Here is a 24,938-nt window from a genome sequence, read left to right on the forward strand (position 1 = left end):
GAGAGCGTCTTGCTGACGTCGTCAACGATGCCGCCGGGGCCGCCCCGCGCGCGTCGGTGAGAATTACGTAGATCGCCTAGGTAGGCGAAGGCAGGAGAACCGTCCGTATGCAGTTCGTCGCCCGCGCGAAGGAGCTCCAGGTCCTGGCGGCGCTCACCCAGGGCGCCGCCGACGGCGCCGGCGGCGCGATCGTCGTGCTCGGCGAGCCCGGTATCGGCAAGTCGACGCTGATCGAGACCGCCACCGCCCAACTGGCCGGCTGGACGATCCTGCGCGCCGACGGCACCGAGTTCGAGCGCGATCTCCCGTACGCCGCTCTCCATCAGCTCTGCGCCCCGGTCATCGAGGCCCGGGCCGGCCTGCCCGAAGTCCAGCGCCAGGCCCTCGAGTCGGTCTTCGGCCTGGCCGCCGGGACGACGCCGAGCCCACTCCTCGTCGGCCTCGCCGTCCTCGGGTTGCTCAACGAACTCCCCCAGCCGGTCTGCTGCGTCGTCGACGACCTCCAGTGGATCGACGACGGCACCCGCCAGGTGCTCGGCTTCGTCGCCCGCCGGATCGCCGCCGAGGGGATCGCGATGATCCTGGCCGGCCGGCCCGACGGCGCCGGCTTCCCCGACCTGCCGCAGCTCCCGCTCACCGGGCTGGACGAGAACGACGCGCAGGCCCTGCTGCGGACGACGGGCCGCGCCGGGCTGGACTCCGCCGTCCTCGACCGCATCCTCGCCGAGGCCCGCGGCAACCCGTTGGCCTTGCTCGAGTTCGGCCCGGAGCCCGGCCTCCCCGACGCACCGCGCACCGGCGTCGTCGAGGCGCTCCAAGCCGGGTTCGCCCGCCGCGTACGCCGGTTGCCAACGGCAACTCAAGAGCTACTGGCCCTGGCCGCGGCCGAGCCGGTCGGCGACCTCGGCCTGCTCCGCCGCGCCGCCAAGCGACTCGACCTCAACCCGGCCGCACTCGCCGCGGCTGAGGACGACGGCCTACTCACCCTCGGCCCGCGACTGCGCTTCCGCCATCCGCTCGTCCGGGCCGCGGCGTACGACGCCGTGACGCCCGGCACCCGTCGTACGCTGCACGCCGCGCTCGCCGACGCGACCGACGACCAGATCGACCCCGACCGCCGCGCCTGGCACCGCGCGCACGCAGTCATCGATACCGACGCGGAGGTCGCAGCCGAGCTCACCCGAGCCGCCGAGCGCACCCAACTCCGCGGCGACTTCGCCTCCGCCGCGGCCTTCCTGGAGCGCGCCGCCGACCTCACCCCCGAACCGGCCGACCAGACCACCCGTCTCCTCGCGGCCTCCCGGCTGCGGCTCAAGCTCGGCGCGTTCGACCGCGCCCGCGAGCTCCTCACCGAAGCCGACCGCCGTCCACTCGACGCCGCGCAGCGCGCCGAGGCTCGGCTACAGACCGCGCAGATCGACGTCCACCTGACCCGCAGTCCCGAGGCCACCGCTGCTCTGGTCGCGGCCGCTGGAGAGGTTGACGACCCAACCGGCACCTATATCGAAGCCTTCTCGTCGGCGATGTTCATCGACCGGTTCCCCGGCCGGTTGCGGCAACTCGGCGTCCGGATCCGCGCGCAGGTCCCGCCGCGCGACCACCCGCGGCCGTCAGACCTGCTCCTGGACGCCCTCCTCGACCAAGCGATGCTGCCGGTCGCGGACGCCGTCCCCGCGATGCGCCGGGCGGTGGACGCCTTCCGGACGCCGGACCTGGCCGACCCGTGGTGGATGGAGCTCGCCTGCATGATGGCCCTCGACCTGCACGACTCGGAGGCGACCGACGAGATCGCCGCCCGGCAGGTCGAGCTGGCGCGCCGGCAGTCCGCGCTCGCGATTCTCCCGCAGGCGTTGAAGTTCCAGGCGATCGGCAAGACGATGTTCGGCCGCTTCGCCGAAGCCGAGGCCGGGCTGGCCGAGGCCAACGCGGTCGACGAAGCCGCCGGCAGTGTCAGCCTCGCCTTCGCCGACGTCATCCTCGCCGCCTGGCGCGGGAACGCCGAGCACTTCGACCAGCTGCGCTCGTCCATTCACGACCGCGTCGGCCGCGACGAGCTGGTCGCCGCCCTTTACGCGACCGCCGTCCTCCGCAACGGCCTCGGTGACTACACCGCCGCGCTGGAAGCAGCCCGAACCGCGTACGCCGAACGGGAGCGCGGCTCGTACGTCGTCTGGCCCCTCGCCGCCGAGTACATCGAAGCCGCCGCACGCGCCGGGCAACCCGCCGAAGCGACGCCCGCGGTCGAACAGCTCGAGGCACTCGCCCGCACCAACCCCACGCCCTGGGCCGTCGCGCAACACCACCTCGCCCAGGCGCTCATCGATCCGGCCGCTGCCGAGGTGCACTACCGCGAGGCGATCGACCTGTTCGCGCAGACCGACGTCCGGGCCCAGCATGCGCGGGCCCGGCTCGCGTACGGCGAATGGCTCCGCCGCGGCGGCCGCCGGGCGGAAGCCCGCGTCGAACTCCAAGCAGCACACGAATCCCTGACGGCGATGGGCGCCGCGGCCTTCGCCGAACGCGCCGCGCGCGAGCTGTCCGCGACCGGGCAGCGCCCCCGCCGGGAGGGGACGAACCCGCTCGACCAACTGACCGCCCAGGAGCGTCTGATCGCCACTCAGGTCGCCGGGGGCGCGACGTCCAAGGAGGTCGCCGCGACGCTCTTCTTGAGCCCGCGGACGATCGACACCCATCTGCGCAACATCTTCCGCAAACTCGACATCACCTCCCGCCGGCAGCTTCGTGAAGTGATCTGAGTCACAGAAGTCGTGCATGGGCCGCCCGGCCCGTGGTGAGGTCGGGGAATGGACCTCCTCGAAGCAGCCGAGCGGCTCGAATTCCCAACCCAGGCTTGGAAAGAGTTCCCCCAGACCGACGGTATCCAGCTACCCGACAATCCCACCGACCTGCTCACCTACTGCGGAGTCGCCGAAGCCGATCAGCAAGCAATGCTTGCCGCGCGACCGGATCCGGACGAGCACCCCGAGTGGTGGGCGGTGCTCTCCGCGATCGCGGGGAGTCTCGATCGCGACTGGGAGCGGCCGCTGCCGCCGACCGGCTTCAAGTCCTGGCCGGTCGTCCCGGAGAACTCACCCGCGGTCGGCATGTTCGCCTGGGCCTGGGCGCTGCTGTCCGTCGTCCCGAGATTGCTCGACACGCACGCGCAGCGCGGCGTCCCGGAAAAGGTGACCAAGGCAACCATCGTTGCCCTGGGCGGGATCCTGATCAGCCACCGCGAGGTCTACGGCCGGCCGGGTGTCGGACTGATGCCGTTGTGGGGGCCGCCGTTGCGCTTCCGGTGCGCGGACTACGAGATCGGCCGGCTCAACTTCACCCGAACGGAACTCGGGCTCGGCTACGGCGTCTCCGGCCGGCTGCTGTCGATCCACATCCCGCCCACCGGCCCACTCGACGCCGCCGCCGCGGCCGAGTCCATCGACGCGGCCGCTGCCCTGTTCCCGCAGTGGTATCCGGACGAACCGATCTACGCCTTCACCTGCCACTCCTGGCTCCTCGATCCGCAACTGGCCGACCACCTCCCGGCCGAGTCCAACATCGTCCGCTTCCAGCAACGCTTCCGGCTGCTCCCCCACCTGCCGCCAAGCACCGCATTCGAAGGCGACCACGAGCTCATGCGGCTCGCCCTCCAACTCGACCCGCCGGACGGCGCGCTGTCAGCGGCAGACCTCGCCGCGATCCCCGAGGCGACCAGCCTGCAGCGCGCGTTCGTGCGACACCTGAGCGCAGGCCGGCACTTCCACCTGCGCACCGGCCTCCTGACCGATTACGGACGGGATTCGCACCGACACCTTGAGTAATTCGGTTCAGTAGTGTTCGATCCTGGGTGATTGGCTCCCTCCGCCCACGAACTGGGGTCGACCATGTCGCTGCGCCGTGCCCTCCTGTCCACGCTCGCCGTCGTGCCGATGTTCGCTTTGCTGTCGGTGGCGCCGGCACCGGCGGCCGCGCCGCCGCCGGATGTCTACAGCTATCTGGAAAATCCGGAGCTGGTCGCCGAAGGTCAGCAGCCGCCGCACGCCGAGCTGCGCCCGTACGCCGATCCGCGCCAGGCCGTCCGGGCCGGCAAGGACACCCCGTGGACGCGTTCGCTCGACGGCGAGTGGCGGATCCGGATGGCCGATCGGCCGCAGGATGTGCCGGCCGGCTTCCACGCCGAGGGGTACGACGTCAGCGGCTGGCCGACCGCCGACGTACCGCACACCTGGCAGACGGACGGCCTGGACCACCCGATGTTCCGGAACATCCCGACCGAGATGTGGCCGGACGACCCGCCGCGGGTGCCGCGGGATGTGAACCCGACAGCGGCGTACGTGCGCAACTTCGACGTCCCGAAGGACTGGCGCGAGCGCCGGACCTTCCTCCGCTTCGAGGGTGTGACGAGCGCGTACTTCGTCTGGGTCAACGGCAAGTACGCCGGCTACGACCAGGGCGGCTACCTGCCCGCAGAGTTCGACGTCACGCCGCTGCTCAAACCTGGCCGGAACACGGTCGCGCTGCAGGTACACCGATGGTCGGCCGGCTCCCATCTTGAGGACTACGACCAATGGCGGTTCGCGGGCATCTTCCGGTCGGTGTGGATGTACTCGACCCCAGAGGTGCATGTTCAGGACGTCACGCTGCGGCCGAAGCTCGACGCGCAGTACCGCGACGGTGTACTGGGCGCGGAACTCGAGGTCGCCGGCGCGGCCTCCGGCTACTCGGCCCGGGTGACACTGCACGATCCGGCCGGGCGCAAGGTCGCGAGCAGCACCGGGACAGTTGCCGACGGCAAAGTGCTGCTCAGTACGCCGGTCGCCGCGCCGGCCAAGTGGAGTGACGAGACGCCGAACGTCTACCGGGTCGTGGTCGAACTCCTCGACCCGGCCGGCCGCGTCACCCACATCACCAGCCAGCCGACCGGCTTCCGGACGATCGAGATCAAGGACAAGCAGCTGCTGGTCAACGGCAAACGCATCCTGATCAAGGGCACGAACCGCGCCGAGACCGACCCCGCGACCGGCCGGCACGCGACCACCGGCCGGATGCTCGAGGACGTCGCGCTGATGAAACAGCTGAACATCAACGCCGTCCGCACTTCGCACTACCCGAGCGACCCGCATTTCTACGACCTGGCCGACACCCGCGGGCTGTGGATCGCCGACGAGGTCGAGATCGAGACCCACCATCACGACGGCTGCCCGAACAACTGCCTGGCCGAACGGCCGGAGTGGCAGACGGCGTTCATGGATCGCTTCGTCGGCATGGTCGAGCGGGACAAGAACCACCCGAGCGTGTTCCTCTGGGACACCGGTAACGAGGCCGGCCTCGGCAAGGCGCACTACTCCATGGCCGAATGGGCCACCGCGAACGACCCGAGCCGCCCACTCTACCACCAGTCGAACGGCCCGGACGGCGATGCGCCGTTCGCCGATATCTGGGGCCCGCGCTATCCCTCCCCCGAAGGCCTGGAGTCGATGGCGCGGATCACCGAGAAGCCGATCATCATGGGCGAGTACGCCCATGCCAGCGGCAACGGGTTCGGCAATTTCAACGAGTTCTGGGACGTCGTCCGGCGCAACCCGGTGGTCCAGGGCGGCTTCATCTGGGACTGGGCCGACCAGAACCTCTATCAGCCGCTGCGCACCACACCGGATGCCTCCGGCAACCAGATCATGGCCTGGCTGACCGGGCTGCCCGAGCAGGTCGAGGGCAAACAGGGCAGCGGGCTGTACTTTTCCAGCCTCGACGACTGGGTCGAGGTGTATCGCGATCGGGCCTTCGACCAGGTCCAGGACGGCCTGACCCTGGACACCTGGGTCAAACCGGACAGCTGGACCGGCGACTTCACGATGATTGCCAAAGGCAACCGGCAGTACGCGCTGAAGATGGCCGACCAGAACACCCTGGAGTTCTTCGTGTACGGCGACGGCGACTGGCACTCCGTGCGCGCCGCCGTCCCAGCCGATTGGCGGGGCAACTGGCATCGCGTCACCGGCACCTTCGACGGGCAGACGCTGCGCCTGCTGCTCGACGGCAAGGAGATCGGGCGGACGGCGTGGTCCGGGACGATCGCCGGCTCCAGCGACCCGCTCAACATCGGCCGCAACCCGGATGCCCAAGAGAACCCGTCGACCCGGCCGGCACACGGCACCTTCGACAACGTCCGGATCTACCACCGGGCGCTGACCGAGGCCGAGCTCACCGCCGACCCGAAGACGACCGCCGTCCTCGCGCTCGACTTCGACCAGATCGAGAACAAGGGCCGCTACGAGACGTACGGCGCCGGACCGGGTGGCGTAGACGGTCTGGTGAACGCCGATCGGACGCTGCAGCCGGAGACCCGCGAGCTGGCTCATGTGCACGCGCCGATCCGCTTCACCCGGCCGGACGGACGCCTGACCGTCACCAACGAGCGAGCCTTCACCGGCACCAGCGACCTGCAACTGCGGTGGTCCGTGACCGAAGGCCGCCGCACGCTGACCAGGGGCCGGCAGCCCCTGAACGTGGCCGCGGGCACGACCAGCGCCGTCCAGTTGCCCGCGCTCCCTGCCAACCCGGACGGCTTGGAGCGGTGGCTGAATGTCCAAGCAGTGCTGACGAAGCCGACCAACTGGGCACCGGCCGGGCATGTGGTTGCCCTCGGCCAGTTCGCGGTCGGCGGGAAGCAGTTGCGCGGTGTGGCATCCCCAGAGCCCACTGGAGAGCTCAAAGTCCGGCAGGACGGTTCGAACACCGTCGTTTCAGGCCGCGATTTCACCTACACCTTCGACAAGGCGACCGGCGCGCTCAACTCGATGCGCGTTCGTGGGCAGGAACTGCTGAACCGCGGCCCGAAGCTGGACGTATGGCGCGCGCCGCTGTCGAACGAGATGTGGGGCGAGGCGGGCACCTGGCGCAACGCCGGGTTCGATCGCCTCACCACCAGCGTCGAGGACTTCGCCGTCGAGCAGTCGCCGGACGCCGTCACAGTGACCGCCCGCAGCACCGCGGCCGGCGTCCCGGATTCGTCGTTCCGGCAGACGATGGTCTACACGGTGTCGGGGAACGGTGAAGTCCGGGTTTCGCATCGGGCCGACCCGCTCGGCAAGGCGCGCAATGTCCCCTATCTGCCGCGGCTCGGGTTCTCGCTCAAGGTGCCGGACAAGTTCCAGCAGTTCAGCTACTACGGGCGCGGGCCGGTCGAGAACTACCCCGACCGGGAGGCGGCGACCCCCATCGGGGTCTATTCGTCCACAGTCACCGACGAGTACTTCCCGTATGTGCAGCCACAGGAGCAGGGCAACCACGGCGACGTCCGCTGGGCGACGCTGACGGACGGCAAGTCGGGCGGTCTGCTGGTGGCCGGCGATCTGAATGTCGCCGTCGATCAGTACGACGACGCCGACCGCGCCGTCTATCCGCACGCGCTGAAACGCAACCAGGACGGTACGACGCTGCACGTCAGCCATGCGGTCACCGGCGTCAGCGAGACGTTCCACGAAACGCTGCCGCAGTACCAGGTCGAGGGCGATCGCGAGTACGCCTACTCGGTTCTGCTGCGGCCGCTCAGCCGGTCCGAAGTACGTGCCGGTCGGCCGCACGACCAGGTCGCCTGCACGCCGGACGTCACGCTGACACCGAGCAAGGAGACGGTCGAGCCCAACGAGACCGTCGATTCGATACTGACGGTGACGAACCCCTGCCGGACGGCTCTTCCCGCCGGTTCAGCGACCCTCACCACCTCCCAAGGGTGGACGGTTGAGCCGCGGACGGTGCCGATCAGCGCGCTCGCGGCGGGTAAGTCGGTGGTGGCGGTCGTTCAGATCACCCGCAGCGCCGACTCACCCCGCGGCATCCGGCCAGTCACCGCAGAGGTTCGAGTGGGCCAGGCGACGGCCTTCGCCACGGCCCAACTCACCGGGGCGCCGACGCCGCCACGAGGTGCGGTCCAGGTGAGCTCGCTGGACTTCCTGACCGTGCAGAACGGGTGGGGGCCGGTGGAGCGCGATCGGAGCAACGGCGAACAAGGCGAGGCCGACGGTGGGCCGATCACGATCGGCGGGACGACGTACCCGTCCGGGCTCGGCGTGCATGCGGAGTCCACGGTCGAGCTGTACCTGGGCGGTCACTGCACGTCGTTCAGCGCGGACGTCGGTCTCGACGACGAGGTCGGCAGCGGCGGGAGTGTCGAGTTCGAGGTCTACACCGACGGGACGCGGCGGTACGGCAGCGGCGTCCGGACCGGGAACGACCAGGCGGTTCCGGTCGCCGTGGACGTCTCCGGCGTGAAGGTGCTTCGGCTCAAGGTCACTTCCGCCGGCAACGGGAATGCCCACGACCATGCCGACTGGGCCGCCGCGAAGCTGAGTTGCACCCCGTGATGGCAAGATCAGTGCGTGCAGATCGGGTTACTCGGGCCGTTCGAAGTCCGTACGGATGACGGAAGCGCCGTCGATGTACCCGGTGCACGCCTGCGCGGGCTGTTGGCGGCACTCGCTCTGGAGACCGGTCGCGTCGTCCCGAAGCCGACGCTGGTCGACTGGATCTGGGGCGAGCAGCCGCCGTCCGATGCGGCGAACGCCTTGCAGCGGTTGGTTTCCCGGCTGCGAAAGGTCCTGCCGGTCGAGGGACTGCCGGAGGGCTACCGGCTGCACGTCGAGCCTGACGAGGTGGACGCCGTCCGGTTCGAGCGGCTGGTCGGGCAGGGCGAGCTACGAGCGGCGCTGAAGCTGTGGCGCGGTGCGGCACTGCAGGAGATCGGCCTGCAGGAGAGCGCCGCCTTCGACGCCGCCGTCACCCGATTGGAAGGGCTACGGCTGACGGCGGCCGAGGACTGGTACGACGCCGAGATCAGTCGCGGCCGCGGTGCGCCGCTGGTGACCGAGCTGACCGACCTCGTCGCCACCCACCCGGTTCGGGAGCGGCTGGTGGCGGCGCTGCTGCGAGCGTTGGCCGCGAGCGGCCGCGAGTCCGAGGCACTACTCGTCTACGAGCGCACGCGCGAGACGCTCGCCGACGAGTTGGGCGTCGACCCGTCCGCTGAGCTCGCCGCGCTGCACGTCGCGCTCCTGCGCGGTGAGGTCGGCGGCCGCGAGGAGAGCGCGAAGACCAACCTGCGTTCCGAGCTGACCACCTACGTCGGCAAGGACGACGATGTCGCGGCCGTCAGCACACTCGTCACGAGCCACCGGCTCACCACGCTGATCGGCCCCGGCGGCTCGGGCAAGACCCGGCTGGCCACCGAGACCGCGCGGACGCTCCTCCCGAAGCTCCCGGACGGCGCGCGCGTCGTCGAGCTCGCCGCGATCGGCCCCGCGGACGACGTCGCCGCGGCCGCCCTCGCCGCGCTCGGCCATCGGGACGCGCTGCTCGGCGGCGCCCCGGACGCCGAATCGGTCGACCGGATCATCGCCGCGATCGGCGATCGCGAGCTGCTGCTCATTCTGGACAACTGCGAGCACGTGATCGAGTCGGCCGCGGCGTTCGCGCATCGCGTGCTCGGCGAGTGCCCGCGGCTGCGCATCCTGGCCACCAGCCGGGAGCCGCTCGGGATCACCGGCGAAGCGCTCTGGACGGTTACCCCGCTGACACTCCCCGGCCCGGACGCCGATCCGGCGGTGATCGAGTCGTCACCCGCCGTCCAGCTGCTGCGCGACCGGGCGAGCGCCGTCCGCAAGGATCTCGGGACCGACGCGGAGACCGTGGCCACGATGGCAAGGGTCTGCCGCGCGCTGGACGGGATGCCGCTGGCGATCGAGCTCGCCGCGGCCCGGCTGCGCACGATGACACTCGATCAGCTCGCGCATCGGCTCGACGATCTCTTCCGGCTGCTGACCGGTGGCAGCCGGACGGCGTTGCCGCGGCACCGCACGCTGCGGGCGGTGATCGATTGGAGCTGGGAGCTGCTGAGCGAACCCGAGCGAACCGTGTTGCGCCGCCTGTCGGTGTTCGCCGGCGGCGCGAGTCTGGAGGCCGCCGAACAGGTCTGCGCCGACGCCCCGATCGACGTCCTCGAACTGCTGACCGCCCTCACCGAGAAGTCGCTGGTCGTTGCTGAGGGCAAGGATGCACCGCGGTACCGGATGCTCGGGATGGTCAAGGAGTACGCCGAGCAGCGGCTCGCCGAAGCCGGTGAGGCCGAGTTGGCCCGGCGTACCCATCTGACCTACTTCACCGAGTTGGCCGAGACCGCCGATCCGCACCTACGCCGCGGCGAGCAGCTGGAATGGCTGGCGATCGTCGAGGCCGAGCACGACAACCTGACCGCGGCGATGCGCGGCGCGCTGGCGGCCGCGGAGGCGGAGCCCGCGATGCGGCTGGCCGCGGCAGCGTGCTGGTACTGGTGGCTGGCCGGGCATCGGGCCGAGGGCAGTGAGTTCCTGATGGCGGCGACTGCGTTACCGGGCGAGGTGAGCGACGAGATCCAGGCGATCGTGTTGTCGTTCGTGGTCGGGTTCATGTCGTCGGGGCGGGGTGATCAGTTCGACGCGGCGGAGTGGATCCAGCGGCTCTTCCAGCTGAGCCACGGCGTCCGGAGTACGCATCCCGCGGTCCGGTTCGCCGGGGCGCTCGAAGGTTTGCTGCACGACCCGGATGCCTTCCTGCCGGCGTTCGAATCGTTGCTGACCGATGACGATCCGTGGGTCGGCGCGCTCGCGCGGTTGCAGCTGGGCAAACAAATCGGGCAGCTTGGCGACGGCAGCCGGACGGCAGATGCCTATCTGGAGCAGGCGGTCGCCGAGTTCCGCGCGGTCGGCGAGCGGTGGGGGATCGCCTTCGCGTTGAGCGAGCTGGCGGACCGGATCACCGTCCGCGGTGAGTTCGTGAACGCGGCGGAGTACTACGAGCAGGCCGCCGACGTGGTGACCGAAGTCGGCGCGATCGAGGATCTGCTGCGGATGCGGTCGCGGCAGGCGCAGCTCTACTGGCTGGCCGGTGATCAAGCCGCCGGCTCGGCGGCGATCGCCGAGGCCGAGCGAGTGGCGCGCGTCGTCGCCTGGCCGGAGGCACGCGCCGAGCTGGCGCTCGCGAAGGCGGAGCTCGCGCGGTGGAACGGTGATGCCGCCGAGGCGCGCCGCCAGCTCGACATCGCGGCGGCCGACGCAGCCACGACCGCCGGGGCGGCCGGGATGCAGGGCGTGATCGACAGCATGCTCGGCTATCTCACCGGGGATCTGGACCAGGCCCGGCGGTACTACGCAGGTGTGTTCGAGGCGGTCGCCGACCGCTCGCCGCTGATGGCCGCCCAGATCCTGGTCGGGATCGCGGATCTCGCCGTCCGGCAGGAGGACTTCGCACAAGCCGCCCGGCTGCTCGCGGCCAGCCACCGGATCCGCGGTCTGCGGGATCGCTCCGCGCCCGACATCGATCGGATCGAGCAGACGGCGCGGCGCCGCCTCGGCGACCAGAGGTTCACCGAGGCGACGCAGGCAGGAGCGGAGGCCGACTGGCGGGAGCTGGCCGCCGTCACGCTTGCTTCTTGAACGTCGCCGACGCCCAGAAGTAGCCGACCAGCAGGATGCCGACCAACCAGGCCAGCGCCGGGATCAGGTCGCCGGCCGCCGGTACGCCGTTCAGCAGGCCGCGCAGCGCCTCGATGATCGAGGTGAACGGCTGGTACTCGGCGAACTGCTTGACGCCCGGGCCCATCTTGTCGGCCGGGACGATCGCGCTGCTGAAGAACGGCAGCATGATCAGCGGCACCGCGACCAGCCCGGCCGTCTCCGGCGTCTTCGCGACCAGCCCGAGCGCGACCGTGATCCAGCTGGTCGCGACGCTGAGCAGCAACACGATGCCGAGCACCGCGAGCCACTGCGCGAAACTCGCCGCCGGGTCGAACCCGAGCAGGAACGCGACTCCGATGATCGCGCCGACCGCGATCAGGTTGGTCAGCACACTGGCGATCACATGCCCGGTCAGGACGGCGTTCGGCGGCACGTCCATCACCTTGAACCGATTGATGATGCCCTTGGTCTTGTCGGCGTTCACGGCGAGCGACACCGAGCCGAGGCCGTAGCAGACGGCCAGCAGGAGCAGGCCGGGCGTCGCGTAGTCCACGTAGTCGACGCCGACGCTGAACGCGTCGCCGAGCATGTAGACGAACATCAGCATCACGACGATCGGCATCAGCACCGCGTTGAAGACCGACATCGGGTTGCGGGCGATGTGCTTGAGGTTGCGGCGCAGCATCACGATCGAATGGGACTTCATTTCGCGGTTACCTCCGTGGTGTGACCCGTCAGGGCCAGGAAGACGTCGTCGAGATCAGGGGTGTGGACGGAGAACTCCTCGGCGTCGAGCTCCCACTCGTCGAGCTTGTCGAGCAGCGCGCGGACCGAGTTGGTCCGGCCGTCGCAGGGGACGCGGACGACGAGCTCGCTCTCGTCCGCGGTCGCGCCGGCGAGAATGCGGACGGCGGTGTCGAGCTCATCGGCGCTGCCGAACCGGAAGCGGACGTGGGTGCCGGGGATGCGGCGCTTCAGCTCGTCCGGGGTGCCCTCGGCAACGATCCTGCCGCCGTCCAGGACGGCGACCCGGTGCGCGAGCTGGTCGGCCTCCTCCAGGTACTGCGTGGTCAGCAGGATCGTGACGCCCTCGGCGACCAGATCCCGGATGATCGTCCACATGGTCCGCCGGCTGCGCGGGTCCAGGCCGGTGGTCGGCTCGTCGAGGAAGATGATCTTCGGGCTGCCGACCAGCGTCATCGCGAGGTCGAGCTTGCGGCGCATGCCGCCGGAGTACGTCGAGGCCTGCCGGTCGGCCGCCTCGGTGAGCTCGAAGCGCTCCAGCAGCCCGGCGATCACCGCCGGGTCGGCGGCCGGGTTCAGGTCGACCATCAGCTGGAGGTTCTCCCGGCCGGTGAGCAGCTCGTCGACGGCCGCGAACTGCCCGGTGACCCCGATCGACTTCCGCACCGCCTTGGCGTCGGCCGTGACGTCGTACCCGGCCACCCGCACGGCACCGCCGTCCGCCTTGGTCAGCGTGGTGAGCACGTTCACGGTCGTGGTTTTGCCGGCGCCGTTCGGGCCGAGCAGCGCAAAGATGGTCCCCGCGGGCACGTCGAGGTCGATCCCGTCGAGTACGACCTTGTCCTGGTAAGCCTTCCGGAGCCCGGAGGCGGTAATCGCTGAACCTGTCATGCCCCCAAGGTGCGCGCTCCCCCTGACACCGCCCTGACACGCCCCGGCCACCCATGTCAGCTGCTGTCAGCCGGGGTACCGTCGGCGGATGGCATCCCGGATCAGCGAGCTCATCCTGCAGGCACGCGACCCGGAGGCACTCGCGGCGTTCTGGTGCGCAGTCCTGGACTTCGGCATCATCGACCGCGAGGGACCCGATGTCGTGATCGGCCCGCCGGACGGCTTCGGCGGCCTGCAGCCGACCCTCATCCTCGCGCTGACCGAGTCACCGGACCCGGTGAACCTGCGGCTGCACCTCGACGTCAGCCCGGTCGACCGCACCCAGGAAGCCGAGCTCGGCCGCCTGCTCGCCCTCGGCGCCCGGCACGCCGACGTCGGCCAGACCGGCGCCGAGCCCTGGCACGTCCTCGCCGACCCGGAGGGCAACACCTTCTGCCTCCTCCGCGACCGCCTCGGCGGTCAGGGCTGACGCAGGATCTTCACCATCGCCTTCCCCCGCGCCAACTCGTCGACCAGCTTGTCCATGTACCGGATCTCGCGCATCAACGGCTCCTCGATGTTCTCCACCCGGATCCCGCAGATGACCCCCGTCACCAGCACCCGATCCGGATTCGGCCGCGGCGCCTCGGTGATGAATGTCTCCAGGTCGACCTCCTTGGCAAGCTGCGCCTCCAGCCCCTCCTGGCTGTACCCGAGCAGCCACCGCAACACCTCGTCGACCTCGGCCTTGGTCCGCCCCTTCTTCTCCACCTTCTGCAGATACAGCGGATAGATACTCGCGAAGCTGATCCCGTAGACCCGGTGTTTCGCCATGGCTCATTATTGCGGTGACGGGTGGTTGTGGGGTTGGGAGACTGGGTGGGTGGATGAGGTTTCGGTGGTGGTGGCGCACAGTGAGCGGGTGACTTTGCGGGTGGGGGACGTGTTCTTGAAGGTGGATGGGGATGGGGCGCGGCTGGAGGTTGAGGCTGCGGTGATGGGGTTGGCGCCGGTGCCTACGCCGGAGGTGTTGTGGCGGCAGCCTTCGGTGTTGGCGATCGGGGCGGTGCCGGGGCGGGCGCTCGGGGTGCTCGGGGAGCCGTCGTGGGCCTCGGCTCAGGCTTGGGCTGCGGCGGGGGCGGCCGTGCGGGAGTTGCATGAGGCGCCACTGCCGCCGTGGACGGGGCGGAGTGATGCGGAGATCGCGGCCGAGCTGGAGGGCGAGTGTGAGTGGTTGATCGCGAACGACGTACTGCCTGCGGAGCTGGTACGGCGTAATCAGGAGCTCGCGTCGGGGGTGTTCCGGCCGTGGACGCCGGCGTTCATTCACGGCGATCTGCAGATCACGCACATCTTCGTGGACGGCGACGAGGTCACCGGCATCATCGACTGGTCCGAGGGCCGCCAGGGCGACCCGATGTTCGACCTCGCCGTCCTCACCCTCGGCCACGCCGAACGCCTCCCCGACCTCCTCGCGGGCTACGGCCACGACGTCGACCACGACGCCATCCGCGCCTGGTGGTCCCTCCGCAGCCTCACCGCCGCCCGCTGGCTGATCGAGCACGGCTTCAACCCCAACGACCCCGGCTGCGAGTTCGACGTCCTCCGCGGCAAACTCTCCGCGTGATCTTCCTGAACGGCAGCTACGGCGTAGGCAAGTCGTCCACCCTCGACCACCTGGGCGACCTCCTCGCCGCCGCCGGCCGCCCCTTCAGCCTGATGGACGTCGACTGGTTCCACCGCTCCTGGCCGCCCGCCGATCCGGACAACGCCCAGATCGAAGCCGACAATCTCGCCGCGGTCTGGAAGAACTACCAGTCGGCGGGCCCACGGCAGCTGGTCATCTGCGGCGTGATCTCGACCCCGGCGGCCAAAGCCCGCTACGAGACCGCCCTCGGCGGCCCGCTCCGCCTGGTCCGTCTCACCGCCGCCCCTGCGAAGACCGAGCGCCGCCTGCGCGGCCGCTACTCCGCGAGCCAATCGCAAGCCCTGCAATGGCATCTGGAACGGTACGCCGAGCTGGCGGCCCGCCTCGCGGCCGCGGACCTGGACGAACTGGTGATCGACACCAGTCGGCTCCGGCCGCATGAAGTTGCCGAACGCATCGGTCGGCACTTTGGCGTCGCCAAGGACATGACGTAGATGGGTACGTATAGCGGCGTTTACGCCTGAGGTCGGCGCAGCGCGGTGCCGATTGACCGACTACCTCCTGTCGTTCGCGTCGCCGTACTCGTCGTGATGGCGGAGCCAGGCCATAGTCGGGGTTTGCGGGCGGCCGGGCGGCGTGTCTTCCCACTCCTCCTGCCGGCCGAGGGGCGTGAGATCGAGCAGGTTGAAGTCGGGGCGGAGGCGGTCGACGCCGCGGGCTTGGGTGCTGTAGGTGCGGTAGGTGTGGTCGGCGTCGCGGAGGAAGACGCTCAGGCCGAAGCCACTGTTGAAACCGCAGTCGGCGGCGAACGTCGTCCCGCGCGAGGAGTAGAACGGCATCGTCCAGCCCATCCGCCGCCGCCAGCCGAACAGCTGCTCGGCGGGCATGTCCGAGACGACGACGAACGTCGTGTCCCGCGCGTTCAGATGCGCCAGATGGCCGATGTTGTCGACGAAACTCGAGCATCCGTTGCAGTACCCATCCGAGCCGAGGTCCATCATCTGGTAGACGATCAGCTGCCGCCGTCCCTCGAACAGCTCCCCCAGCCCCGCCGTCCCCTCCACGCCCTCGAACGCGTACTCGCCGAACCGGACCATCGGCAACCGCCGCCGCTCCGCCGCCAGCTCATCGAACGCCCGCGTCAGCGCCTTCTCCTTCACCAGCAACGCTTCCCGCCCCCGCTGCCACTCCTCCGCACTGACCACCTCAGGCAACATCCAAACCACTCCCGGTCCACGATCGGCCACGTCAGCCGCCCGGTGCCCACCCCGCCGTACGCTCAGCACCGGAAGCCTCCCAGACCGAAGGGCCCGACCTGCATGTTCCTCCTCCAGATGTCCGGGCTCCCCGGCGCCGGCAAATCCACCATCGCCCGCCACGTCGCCACCACCCACCGAGCCATCGTCGTCGACTACGACATCCTCAAATCCACCCTCCTGGACACCGGCTTCGACTTCCCCGCCAGCACCAGAGCGGCGTACGCCCTCATGTACGCCGAAGCCCGCCACCTACTCACACAAGGCCACCCCGTCGTCATGGACAGCCCTTGCTTCTGGCCCCAGATCCTCACCACCGGCCAACAGATCGCGGCAACCCACAACGTGCCCTACAAATACATCGAGTGCCACCTGACAGACCTCGACCTCCCGGACGAACGCCTCCGCACCCGCCCAACCCTCAGAAGCCAACGCCCATCACTAACCCAAGCCCCCGCAGACGCCCCCAACCCCCCAACAGACCCACAAACCTTCATCCGCACCTCGACCAACCAAACCCAACGCCCCACCAACCCCCTCCACCTAAACACCCGCCACCCCCTACCGCACCTACTCCCCCAAGTAGACGCCTACCTGAAACCCTGACCACACTCCCCCAAGGACGACCCATGCCCACCCGCCGAGAGATCGTCTGCATCTGCGGATCCACCCGCTTCACCAACGAAATCCAAGCCGCCGCCCGCGCCCTAACCCTCTCCGGCGCCATAGTCCTGACCCCCAGCACCTTCCCCCACCCCCTGACCCCCACCCAGAAAAGCCACCCTGAGCGCCCTCCACCTCCACAAGATCGACCTCGCCGACACCGTCCTCGTGGTCAACCCCAACGCCTACCTAGGCGACTCCACCCGCACCGAAATCGCCCACGCCCAATCCACCAACAAACCAATCACCTACACCCACCCCACCTCTCCCCCAGAGCCCGCAGCCCAGCCTCCCGAGTAGCCTCCCGGAACATGCAAAAGCCGGTTCCCCTGATGGAGAACCGGCTTCTGACCTGCGGTGGAGCTTAGGGGATTCGAACCCCTGACCTCTTCCATGCCATGGAAGCGCGCTACCAACTGCGCCAAAGCCCCGCGTTGTCCTTGCGACTCCGGAAGTTTAGCTGATGTGGGGTGGAGAAGAAAAATCGAGAGGGGGGTGGCGGGTGGGTGAGGTAGATGACACGACTGGCGGGGGTGTCGGGCTTGCGTTGGATGGGTTGCAGGGCGGGCTTCTCGACAACCTTGGGTTGAGAGCGGCGTGCGACGGTTTGCACGGTCAGCTGGCCGGCTGTCACCGAGTTGGTGAGTGGCTGGCATCCGCTCGCGGCAGCAAATCCACCCCACCGCGGCCGGTGGGGTGACCGAGCCCGCGCCCACTCCCCCGTCTCCGGCTCGTTCCGCCGCCGCGATTCAACCGCAACCACAGCTCGGGGCGCGGCGAAGCCGCCAATAGGCAGTCACCGCGAAGCGGTGTCCTTTGAGCTATCCCTCAACCCGCTTTGTCCGCCGTGGCGGGTCGGCGGAAACCACAGCCCGCGGCCGCGGCGGAGCCGCTGGAAGGCAGTCGCCGCGGAGCGGTGTCCTTTGGGCGCGGAGTGGTGTTCGTTCAGGGCTGGGGGTCGTCGGACATTACTGGTTCGGGGAGGGAGCCGGCGTTCCATTCTTCGATGCGCCAGCCGGGGGTGCGGTTGGGGAGTAGGGAGACCCAGTTGCAGTTGGAGAGGCCGCCGAAGGAGGGCCAGTGGGGGGCGGGGATGCCGAGGAAGGTGCAGATGCCTACGCGGGCGGCCATGCCGTGGGTGGCTATGACGATGGTGTCTTCGGGGGCGCCTTGGGTGGAGATGTGGGTCAGGGCGGCGGCGAAGCGGGTGGCTACTTCTTCGGTGGTTTCGCCGGCGGTGCCGCGGCGCTGGGGTTGGCCGGATTTCACTCGGGCGGCGGCTTCGGGGTGCTGGGCGGCCAGTTCGGCTTGGGTGAGGCCGGCCCAGTCGTCGACGTCGATCTCGCGGAGGGCTTTGTCGTACTCGATGGTGAGGCCGGTCAGGACGGCGAGTTCGCCGGCGGTGGCGGCGGCGCGCTGGAGGTCGCTGGAGAAGAGGCGGGTGGGGGCCAGGGCGGCGAGGCGGGACGCCGCGGCGCGGGCCTGGGCGATGCCTACCTCGTCGAGGGGGATGTCGGCCTGGCCCTGGATCTTGTCCTGAAGGTTCCAGGCCGTCCGGCCGTGGCGCCAGATGATCAGCCGGCCAGCGCTCATTCGGCGGAACCAGCGGCCGGGGACTCCGGGCCGGCCGAGGGCAGCTTGATCGTCGGGCAGTCGCGCCAGAGGCGTTCGAGGGAGTAGAAGTTGCGCTCCTCGTCGTGCTGCACGTGGATGACGATCTCGAGGTAGTCGAGCAGCACCCAGCGGCCCTCGCGGGCGCCTTCGCGACGGACCGGCTTGGCGTCGAAGTCGACGCGGAGCTTCTCCTCGACGGCGTCGACGATGGCGCGCACCTGGCGGTCGTTGGAGGCGGACGCGACCAGGAAGGCGTCGGTGATGGCGAGCTGCTCGGAGACGTCGAAGGCGAGGACGTTCTCGGCCTTCTTGTCGTGCGCCGCCTCGGCGGCCGCGGTGAGCAGCTCGATGGCGCGTTCACTGGCAGGCATAAACAGTCCTAACGGTTGGTGTAGAGCTCGCGCTTGGCGATGTACTGGACGATGCCGTCCGGGACGAGGTACCAGGTCGGGTTGCCCTTGGCGACCCGGGCGCGGCACTCGGTCGACGAGATCGCCAGCGCCGGTACTTCGAGGAGCGTGATCCGGTCCATCGGCAGTTTGTCCAGGGGGAGCTCCTGGCTCTCCGTCCCCGGCCGGGTACAGCCGACGAACTGGGCCAGTTTGAACATCTCGTCGACGTCGCGCCAGGTCAGGATCTGGGCCAGCGCGTCGGCGCCGGTGATGAAGAACAGCTCGGCATCCGGGTAGAGCGCCGAGAGATCGCGCAGGGTGTCGATCGTGTACGTCGGACCCGGCCGGTCGATATCCACCCGGCTGACCGAGAACCGCGGGTTCGAGGCGGTCGCGATGACCGTCATCAGGTACCGATCCTCGGCGGCGGAGACCTCACGGTCGGACTTCTGCCACGGCTGGCCGGTCGGGACGAAGATCACCTCGTCCAGATCGAAGTACGCCTGGACTTCGCTGGCCGCCACCAGGTGGCCGTGGTGGATCGGGTCGAACGTCCCACCCATCACGCCCAGCCGGCGCACCCGCTCGACGGCAGCCATGTCAGCTGTGCGGCCGGCCCTTGCCCATGATCACCGTGACGAGCAGCAGCAGGAGCAGGACGACCATGGTGAACCCGCCGTACCACCACGGCGAGATGTGGGCGGCCTCGGCGGCCTCCTCGAGGGCCGCGAGCTGCGGCACGACAAGCTTGAGCATGGAACAGAGCCTATCTCGTACCCACCGACAAGAACGCGACCGGTGGCACCTGGGCCATCCGGTCGCGCGGGAGGTGGGGTCAGCTGGTGCGGATGTGACGGGTCAGCAGCCGGCGCCAGAAGGACGGCACCCCGGCGGCGCGCTGATACTGCGCGGCGACACGGTGCAGCTCGTCGATGTGGGCACGGGCGACGTCGGAGATCATGATTCCTTCACTGGGTTGCGCGGTTCGGAGTCGGTGCGGTCTGGCGCCGACACCTCAAATTGTACGACAATCTGACGGTCAACACAAACGAATTGAAGGCAGATCGAGGCAACTGCCAACGAATCTGCGGTAAACAGGAGGTTCACCGGCTATGGACGTGATCGATCGGCAGCTGCTCGAGGCGCTGCGGCTGAACGGCCGGTCCAGCTGGGCCGAGCTCGGCCGGGTGGTCGGGCTGTCCGGCCCGAGCGTCCAGGAGCGGGTCCGCCGGCTGGAGGAACGCGGCGTCCTGCTCGGCTACCGGGCGGTCGTCGCGCCGAGCGAGGTCGGGCTCGGCACCAGCGCGCTGATCGGCCTGTTCCAGCGCGACGACGTCGAGACCGACGACATCGTCGACCAGGTCCGCGACATCGCCGCCGTCGAGGACTGCTGGTTCGTCGCCGGCGACCAGGAGCTCGTGGTCAAGGTCCGCGTCGCCGACGTCACCGAACTGGAGGCCGTGGTCGGCTCTCTGCGCCGCGTGAACGGTGTCGTCCGGACGAGGACCACCGTCGTCCTCTCCACCCGCTGGGAGGGCCGCCCAGCCCCGCTCCCGGCCGAGTGAGCGCCATGCCGGACGTCGAGGTGTGGTGGGCCCGGGTCGAGCAGGCCCGGCCGGAGTTCCTGACCGACCTGAACGACGTCGAGCGCGAGCGGTACGCCGCCTACCGGCGCGACGAGGACAAGGCCCGCTTCCTGCTGGGCGTGACGTTGGTACGGCGGGTGCTCGGCGCCCGGATGTCGCTCGCCCCGGCCGCCGTCGTCCTGGATCGCGCCTGTGCGGACTGCGGACGGCCGCACGGGAAGGTGCGGGCCAAGGACGTCGAGTTGTCGGTGACCCACTCCGGTGACTGGATCGGGATCGCAGTAGGCACAGCGCCCGTCGGCCTCGACGTCGAGCGGATCGCTCCCGAGCACGACCTGGACGGCGTCGCCAGGATGAGCCTCACCCCGGAGGAGCACCAGGTCTTCGAGCAGTACGAAGGCGCGGCGCGAGCACGCGCGTTCGCCACCTACTGGACCCGGAAAGAGGCCGTGCTGAAGGCGAGCGGCGAGGGCATCACCGGCGTGCAGAACGTCGTGGTGAGTGGGCCGGAGGAGCCGGCCGCCGTGATCCGCTGGGATCGGCAGGCGCAGCTGACCGACCTGACCGTCGACGACGGATACGCGGCGGCCCTGGCCGTGCTCAGCCCAGAGCCGCCTGCGCTACACGTCCATCAGTTCCGCGTCTGACCCTCGCCGGTCACGACGTACTTCGTCGAGGTCATCTCCGGCAGCCCCATCGGCCCGCGCGCGTGCAGCTTCTGCGTCGAGATCCCGATCTCGGCCCCGAAACCGAACTCGCCGCCATCGGTGAATCGCGTACTGGCGTTGACGACGACGGCCGCCGAGTCGACAGCCTGGACGAACCGGCGGGCAGCCGACTGCGAGCGCGTGATGATCGCGTCGGTGTGGGCCGAGCTGTAGCGCCGGATGTGCTGGACGGCGGCCTCCAGCGACTCGACGACCGCGGCCGACAGGTCGAGCGAGTTGTACTCCGTCCCGAAGTCCTCGTCCGTCGCGGCGACCACATCATTGCCCGCAGCAACCACTGCCGGATCGCCGTGCACGGTGACGCCCGCGGAAGCCAGCGCCGGAAGGGCTTTCGCCAGGAACGCATCCGCGACCGCGGCATGGACGAGCAGCGACTCGGCGGCGTTGCAGACACTCGGCCGCTGTGTCTTGGAGTTGAGCAGGATCTCCAGCGCAAGATCCAGATCGGCCTCGGCATCGACGTACACGTGGCAGTTGCCGACGCCGGTCTCGATCACCGGCACGGTCGACTCACTGACCACGGTCTGAATCAGACCAGCACCACCACGCGGGATCAGTACGTCGACCAGCCCGCGCGCCTGCATCAGCTCCTTCACCGCGGCCCGATCCGTCGGCACGCCCTGGACGACGTCCGCCGGCAGCCCGACCGACTCGGCCGCCTCCCGCAGTACGCCGATGATCGCGACGTTCGACGCGGCCGCGGACGACGACCCACGCAGCAGCACCGCATTACCCGACTTCAAGCAGATGCCAGCCGCATCGGCGGTCACATTCGGCCGAGCCTCGTAGATGATGCCGACGACCCCGAACGGAACCCGAACCTGCCGCAACTCAAGACCGTTCGGCAACGTGTACCCGCGCACCACCTCGCCGACCGGGTCGGTCAACCCGGCCAGCTGCTCCAGCCCGGCGGCCATCCCGTCGACCCGGCTCGGATCCAGCGCGAGCCGGTCGACCGTCGACTCCGGCGTACCGGCCTCGCGCGCCGCCGCCACATCCTTCGCGTTGGCGGTGACGATCGCGTCCGCGTTGGCCCGCAGGGCCGCCGCCATCGCCCGCAGGGCGGCGTCCTTGGTCGCGCGGGACGCTTCCGCCAGGGCGTACGACGCTTCCCGCGCGCGCCGGGCCAGCTCGATGATCTCGCTCACGGTGCCATCCTAAATTCGGCGTTCACAACAGGACCAGGTCGTCTCGATGGACGACCTCACGCTCGTACGTCGGGCCCAGCTCCCGAGCCAGCTCATGGGTGGAGCGGCCCAGCAGGGCAGGCAACTCGACGGCATCGAAGTTGACCAGGCCACGGGCCACGACGACACCGGACGGCGACACCAGGTCGACCGGATCGCCCGCGGCGAAGGTGCCCTCGACGGCGGTGATCCCGGCAGGCAGGAGCGACTTGCGGCGCTCTGTCACCGCGCGGACGGCGCCTTCGTCGAGGCGGAGGACACCGACGCCGGAGGTGGCGTGGGCCAGCCAGAGCAAGCGGGTCTTCTGCCGACGGCCGGTGGGGTGGAACAGGGTGCCGACCCGCTTGCCCTGTAAGGCCTCCCCGACCAGGGCGGCCGAGGTCAGGACGACCGGAATCCCTGCCTCCGTGGCGATTGCGGCCGCTTCGACCTTGGTCTGCATGCCGCCGGTGCCGACACCGGAGGCGCCGGTCTTGCCGATCGCGAGCGGTTCGAGATCGGCGGCGCCGCGGACCTCGGTGACCATCGTCGTCCCCGGCTTCCGCGGGTCGCCGTCGTACAGGCCGTCGACGTCGGAGAGCAGCAGCAACAGGTCCGCGTGGACGAGGTGGCTGGTCAGCGCAGCCAGCCGATCGTTGTCGCCGAAGCGAATCTCGGTGGTGGCGACGGTGTCGTTCTCGTTCACGATCGGGACGACGCCAAGCTCGAGCAGCCGGGCGAAGGTGCGGAACGCGTTGCGATAGTGGCTGCGCCGGGTCACGTCGTCCACGGTCAGCAGCACCTGGCCGACCCGCAGGTCGTGCGCGGCGAACGCATCGCTGTAGCGGGCCATCAGCTCGCCCTGCCCGACGGACGCCGCGGCCTGCTGCGTGGCCAGGTCACGCGGTCGCGTGCGCAGGCCCATCGGGGCCAGGCCGGCCGCGATCGCCCCGGAGGAGACGAGCACGACCTCGGTCCCGGTCGCCCGCCGCGCCGCGATGGCGTCGACGAGCGGCCGGAGCCGGTCCAGATCGATCCGGCCGCGCTGGGTCAGCGACGACGAGCCGACCTTCACGACGATTCGCGTGGCCTCGACGGCCTCCGCGCGTTGGTCCATCAGGTGTCAACCGTTCTGGTCGAGTTCCTTCTGCAGAGCCAGCTCGCGCGCTTCCTTGCGGGCGAGCTTCTCCGCCTTCTCGGCCGCGCGCCGGGCCTCGGCCGGGGACAGGTCGACCTCGTCCTCGATCCAGCCGTGGCCGTACTCCGAGAGATCCGACTTGGTCTCCCCGGAGCGGCGCGCGTGGTACTCCTCGTCCTTGAGCCGCCGGCGCTGCGCGGCCGGGCGGTCCTCCTCGAGGCGGTGGTCCTCACCGCGGCGGGCCAGGATCTCGGCCCCCGCCTGGACCTCGGGCGCGAAGTCGAACACGATCGCGTTCGGGCCGTCGCCGATGACGACCGCGTCACCGGCCAGCGCGCCGCGCTCCAGCAGCTCCTTCTCGACGCCGAGCCGGTTCAGCCGGTCGGCCAGGTAACCGGTGGCCTCGGCGTTCGCGAAGTCGGTCTGCTTGACCCAGCGCTCGGGTTTGTCACCCTGCACCAGCCAGCCCTCGCCATCCGGCAGCTGCTTGACCTTGAACTCCGGCCCGCCCTGCACCTGCGGCCGGATCACGATCCGCGTGGTGTCGGGTTTCTCCTGCTCGGCGCGCCGCTTGACGACGATCTCGGCCATCGCGAACTTCAGCGCCTCCAGCCCCTCGTGCGACGCGGTCGAGATCGGGAACACGCGCAGCCCGCGGCCCTCCAGCTCGGCCTGCACCATCTCCGCGATCTCGCGCGCGTCCGGGACGTCGATCTTGTTCAGGGCGACGAGTCGCGGCCGGTCCTCGAGCCCGCCGTGGGCGGACAGCTCGGCCTCGATCGTGTCCAGGTCGCTGAGCGGGTCCCGGCCCGGCTCGTACGTCGCGCAGTCGATCACGTGCACCAGGGCGGCGCAGCGCTCGACGTGCCGCAGGAAGTCGTACCCGAGACCGCGGCCCTCGCTGGCGCCCTCGATCAGGCCGGGGACGTCGGCCACCGTGATGATGTTCTCGCCCGCGGCGACGACGCCCAGGTTCGGGATCAGGGTCGTGAAGGGGTAGTCGGCGATCTTCGGCCGGGCCCGGCTGATCGAGGCGATCAGCGACGACTTGCCCGCGCTCGGGAAGCCGACCAGGCCGATATCCGCGACAACCTTGAGCTCGAGGACGAGCGTGCGCTCCTCGCCGTCCTCGCCGAGCAGCGCGAACCCGGGAGCCTTGCGAGAGCTGCTGGCCAGGGCCGCGTTGCCCAGGCCGCCCTTACCGCCCTGCGCCGCGACGAACTCGGCGCCCGGCCCGACCAGATCGGCCAGGACGACGCCGTCCGCCGTGCTGATCACCGTACCGTCGGGGACCGGCAGGACGACGCTGTCGCCGTTGCTGCCGGCCTGGTGGTCACCCTTGCCCTGGGCGCCGTTCGTCGCGGTGCGGTGGCTGGAGCGGTGGTAGTCGACGAGAGTCGTGGTGTCGGGGTCGACACGCAGGATCACGCTGCCGCCGTCGCCGCCGTTACCGCCGTCCGGACCGCCGAGGGGCTTGAACTTCTCCCGGTGCACCGAGGCACATCCATGGCCGCCGCGGCCCGCGGTGACGTGCACCGTCACGCGGTCGACAAAGCTGGGAATCGCCATCGGTGTACTGCTTTCTCTCGGGTACTACTTCAGACAGCGAAAGGGCGGGTCCGCGGTATTCCGCGACCCGCCCTCTCACAA

At 69.8% G+C, this 24,938-nt stretch carries 22 protein-coding genes and 1 tRNA gene; 10 read left to right on the top strand and 13 right to left on the bottom strand.

What is annotated here, in order from left to right; all coding sequences use genetic code 11:
- Positions 1 to 107: 107 nt before the first annotated feature.
- From HPO96_RS04065 to HPO96_RS04080, 4 genes are all read left to right on the top strand, one after another.
- A complete protein-coding gene (locus HPO96_RS04065; RefSeq protein ID WP_171671096.1) occupies positions 108 to 2,756 on the top strand; it encodes a helix-turn-helix transcriptional regulator in 2,649 nt (882 codons plus the stop codon).
- 48 nt (positions 2,757 to 2,804) lie between these two features.
- Positions 2,805 to 3,818, top strand: coding sequence for an acyltransferase domain-containing protein (locus HPO96_RS04070; protein ID WP_171671098.1), 1,014 nt, complete (start codon positions 2,805 to 2,807; stop codon positions 3,816 to 3,818).
- A gap of 63 nt (positions 3,819 to 3,881) precedes the next feature.
- Positions 3,882 to 8,360 (top strand): glycoside hydrolase family 2 TIM barrel-domain containing protein, encoded by a 4,479-nt coding sequence (locus HPO96_RS04075; protein WP_171671100.1) that lies wholly within the window; start codon positions 3,882 to 3,884, stop codon positions 8,358 to 8,360.
- A 15-nt stretch (positions 8,361 to 8,375) separates the two neighbouring features.
- Entirely contained in the window at positions 8,376 to 11,462 is a 3,087-nt protein-coding gene (locus tag HPO96_RS04080) for a BTAD domain-containing putative transcriptional regulator (RefSeq protein ID WP_171671102.1), read from the top strand.
- On the opposite strand, the gene HPO96_RS04085 is transcribed toward HPO96_RS04080, so the two are convergent.
- Both HPO96_RS04085 and HPO96_RS04090 read right to left on the bottom strand, forming a co-directional pair.
- Positions 11,446 to 12,189, bottom strand: coding sequence for an ABC transporter permease (locus HPO96_RS04085; RefSeq protein ID WP_171671104.1), 744 nt, complete (start codon positions 12,187 to 12,189; stop codon positions 11,446 to 11,448). The genes HPO96_RS04080 and HPO96_RS04085 overlap by 17 nt on opposite strands.
- Positions 12,186 to 13,118, bottom strand: a complete 933-nt coding sequence (locus HPO96_RS04090) for an ATP-binding cassette domain-containing protein (protein WP_171671106.1) — start codon at positions 13,116 to 13,118, stop codon at positions 12,186 to 12,188. Before HPO96_RS04090 ends, HPO96_RS04085 begins: the two co-directional genes overlap by 4 nt.
- Before the next feature lie 88 nt (positions 13,119 to 13,206).
- Between HPO96_RS04090 and HPO96_RS04095 the strand changes: the two genes are divergently transcribed.
- Complete coding sequence (locus HPO96_RS04095; protein WP_171671107.1) at positions 13,207 to 13,587, top strand: VOC family protein; 381 nt, start codon at positions 13,207 to 13,209, stop codon at positions 13,585 to 13,587.
- Here the strand turns inward: HPO96_RS04095 and HPO96_RS04100 are convergent.
- Positions 13,578 to 13,931 carry a DUF2200 domain-containing protein gene (locus HPO96_RS04100; RefSeq protein ID WP_171671108.1) on the bottom strand — a complete coding sequence of 118 codons (354 nt, stop codon included), beginning with the start codon at positions 13,929 to 13,931 and terminating at the stop codon, positions 13,578 to 13,580. The genes HPO96_RS04095 and HPO96_RS04100 overlap by 10 nt on opposite strands.
- A 49-nt stretch (positions 13,932 to 13,980) precedes the next feature.
- Here HPO96_RS04100 and HPO96_RS04105 point away from each other — a divergent pair, with 49 nt between their 5' ends.
- Positions 13,981 to 14,724: a phosphotransferase gene (locus HPO96_RS04105; RefSeq protein WP_171671110.1), complete on the top strand. Its 744-nt coding sequence runs from the start codon at positions 13,981 to 13,983 to the stop codon at positions 14,722 to 14,724.
- Complete coding sequence (locus HPO96_RS04110; protein WP_171671111.1) at positions 14,721 to 15,239, top strand: P-loop NTPase family protein; 519 nt, start codon at positions 14,721 to 14,723, stop codon at positions 15,237 to 15,239. Before HPO96_RS04105 ends, HPO96_RS04110 begins: the two co-directional genes overlap by 4 nt.
- 60 nt (positions 15,240 to 15,299) lie before the next feature.
- Here the strand turns inward: HPO96_RS04110 and HPO96_RS04115 are convergent, their stop codons facing one another.
- Positions 15,300 to 15,962, bottom strand: coding sequence for a DUF899 domain-containing protein (locus tag HPO96_RS04115; RefSeq protein WP_171671113.1), 663 nt, complete (start codon positions 15,960 to 15,962; stop codon positions 15,300 to 15,302).
- 102 nt (positions 15,963 to 16,064) lie between these two features.
- On the opposite strand from HPO96_RS04115, the gene HPO96_RS04120 reads away from it, so the two are divergent.
- Entirely contained in the window at positions 16,065 to 16,607 is a 543-nt protein-coding gene (locus HPO96_RS04120; RefSeq protein ID WP_171671115.1) for a P-loop nucleotide/nucleoside kinase family protein, read from the top strand.
- 415 nt (positions 16,608 to 17,022) lie between these two features.
- Here the strand turns inward: HPO96_RS04120 and HPO96_RS04125 are convergent.
- From HPO96_RS04125 to HPO96_RS38915, 6 genes are all read right to left on the bottom strand, one after another.
- Positions 17,023 to 17,095 (bottom strand) — tRNA-Ala (locus HPO96_RS04125).
- A gap of 514 nt (positions 17,096 to 17,609) precedes the next feature.
- Positions 17,610 to 18,257, bottom strand: a complete 648-nt coding sequence (locus HPO96_RS04130; protein ID WP_171671116.1) for a histidine phosphatase family protein — start codon at positions 18,255 to 18,257, stop codon at positions 17,610 to 17,612.
- A complete protein-coding gene (gene rsfS, locus HPO96_RS04135) occupies positions 18,254 to 18,649 on the bottom strand; it encodes a ribosome silencing factor (RefSeq protein WP_171671118.1) in 396 nt (131 codons plus the stop codon). Before rsfS ends, HPO96_RS04130 begins: the two co-directional genes overlap by 4 nt.
- 8 nt (positions 18,650 to 18,657) lie before the next feature.
- Positions 18,658 to 19,269: a nicotinate-nucleotide adenylyltransferase gene (gene nadD / locus HPO96_RS04140; protein ID WP_171671119.1), complete on the bottom strand. Its 612-nt coding sequence runs from the start codon at positions 19,267 to 19,269 to the stop codon at positions 18,658 to 18,660.
- Position 19,270: 1 nt separating this feature from the next.
- Complete coding sequence (locus tag HPO96_RS04145; RefSeq protein ID WP_171671121.1) at positions 19,271 to 19,426, bottom strand: hypothetical protein; 156 nt, start codon at positions 19,424 to 19,426, stop codon at positions 19,271 to 19,273.
- A 79-nt stretch (positions 19,427 to 19,505) separates the two neighbouring features.
- Positions 19,506 to 19,631 (bottom strand): hypothetical protein, encoded by a 126-nt coding sequence (locus HPO96_RS38915; protein WP_272954507.1) that lies wholly within the window; start codon positions 19,629 to 19,631, stop codon positions 19,506 to 19,508.
- 151 nt (positions 19,632 to 19,782) lie between these two features.
- Here HPO96_RS38915 and HPO96_RS04150 point away from each other — a divergent pair, with 151 nt between their 5' ends.
- Both HPO96_RS04150 and HPO96_RS04155 read left to right on the top strand, forming a co-directional pair.
- Positions 19,783 to 20,235: an Lrp/AsnC family transcriptional regulator gene (locus HPO96_RS04150; protein ID WP_171671123.1), complete on the top strand. Its 453-nt coding sequence runs from the start codon at positions 19,783 to 19,785 to the stop codon at positions 20,233 to 20,235.
- 5 nt (positions 20,236 to 20,240) lie between these two features.
- Entirely contained in the window at positions 20,241 to 20,903 is a 663-nt protein-coding gene (locus HPO96_RS04155; protein ID WP_171671124.1) for a 4'-phosphopantetheinyl transferase family protein, read from the top strand.
- On the opposite strand, the gene HPO96_RS04160 is transcribed toward HPO96_RS04155, so the two are convergent.
- Genes HPO96_RS04160 through obgE form a run of 3 tightly spaced genes read right to left on the bottom strand, consistent with a single transcriptional unit; the run spans position 20,888 to position 24,857 of the window.
- Positions 20,888 to 22,132, bottom strand: a complete 1,245-nt coding sequence (locus HPO96_RS04160) for a glutamate-5-semialdehyde dehydrogenase (RefSeq protein ID WP_171671126.1) — start codon at positions 22,130 to 22,132, stop codon at positions 20,888 to 20,890. The genes HPO96_RS04155 and HPO96_RS04160 overlap by 16 nt on opposite strands.
- Positions 22,133 to 22,154: 22 nt before the next feature.
- Positions 22,155 to 23,267, bottom strand: a complete 1,113-nt coding sequence (gene proB / locus HPO96_RS04165) for a glutamate 5-kinase (RefSeq protein ID WP_171671127.1) — start codon at positions 23,265 to 23,267, stop codon at positions 22,155 to 22,157.
- 6 nt (positions 23,268 to 23,273) lie between these two features.
- Positions 23,274 to 24,857 (bottom strand): GTPase ObgE, encoded by a 1,584-nt coding sequence (obgE, locus tag HPO96_RS04170; RefSeq protein ID WP_171671129.1) that lies wholly within the window; start codon positions 24,855 to 24,857, stop codon positions 23,274 to 23,276.
- Positions 24,858 to 24,938 lie beyond the last annotated feature (81 nt).

This window comes from Kribbella sandramycini (assembly GCF_013131805.1).
Classification (GTDB): domain Bacteria; phylum Actinomycetota; class Actinomycetes; order Propionibacteriales; family Kribbellaceae; genus Kribbella; species Kribbella sandramycini.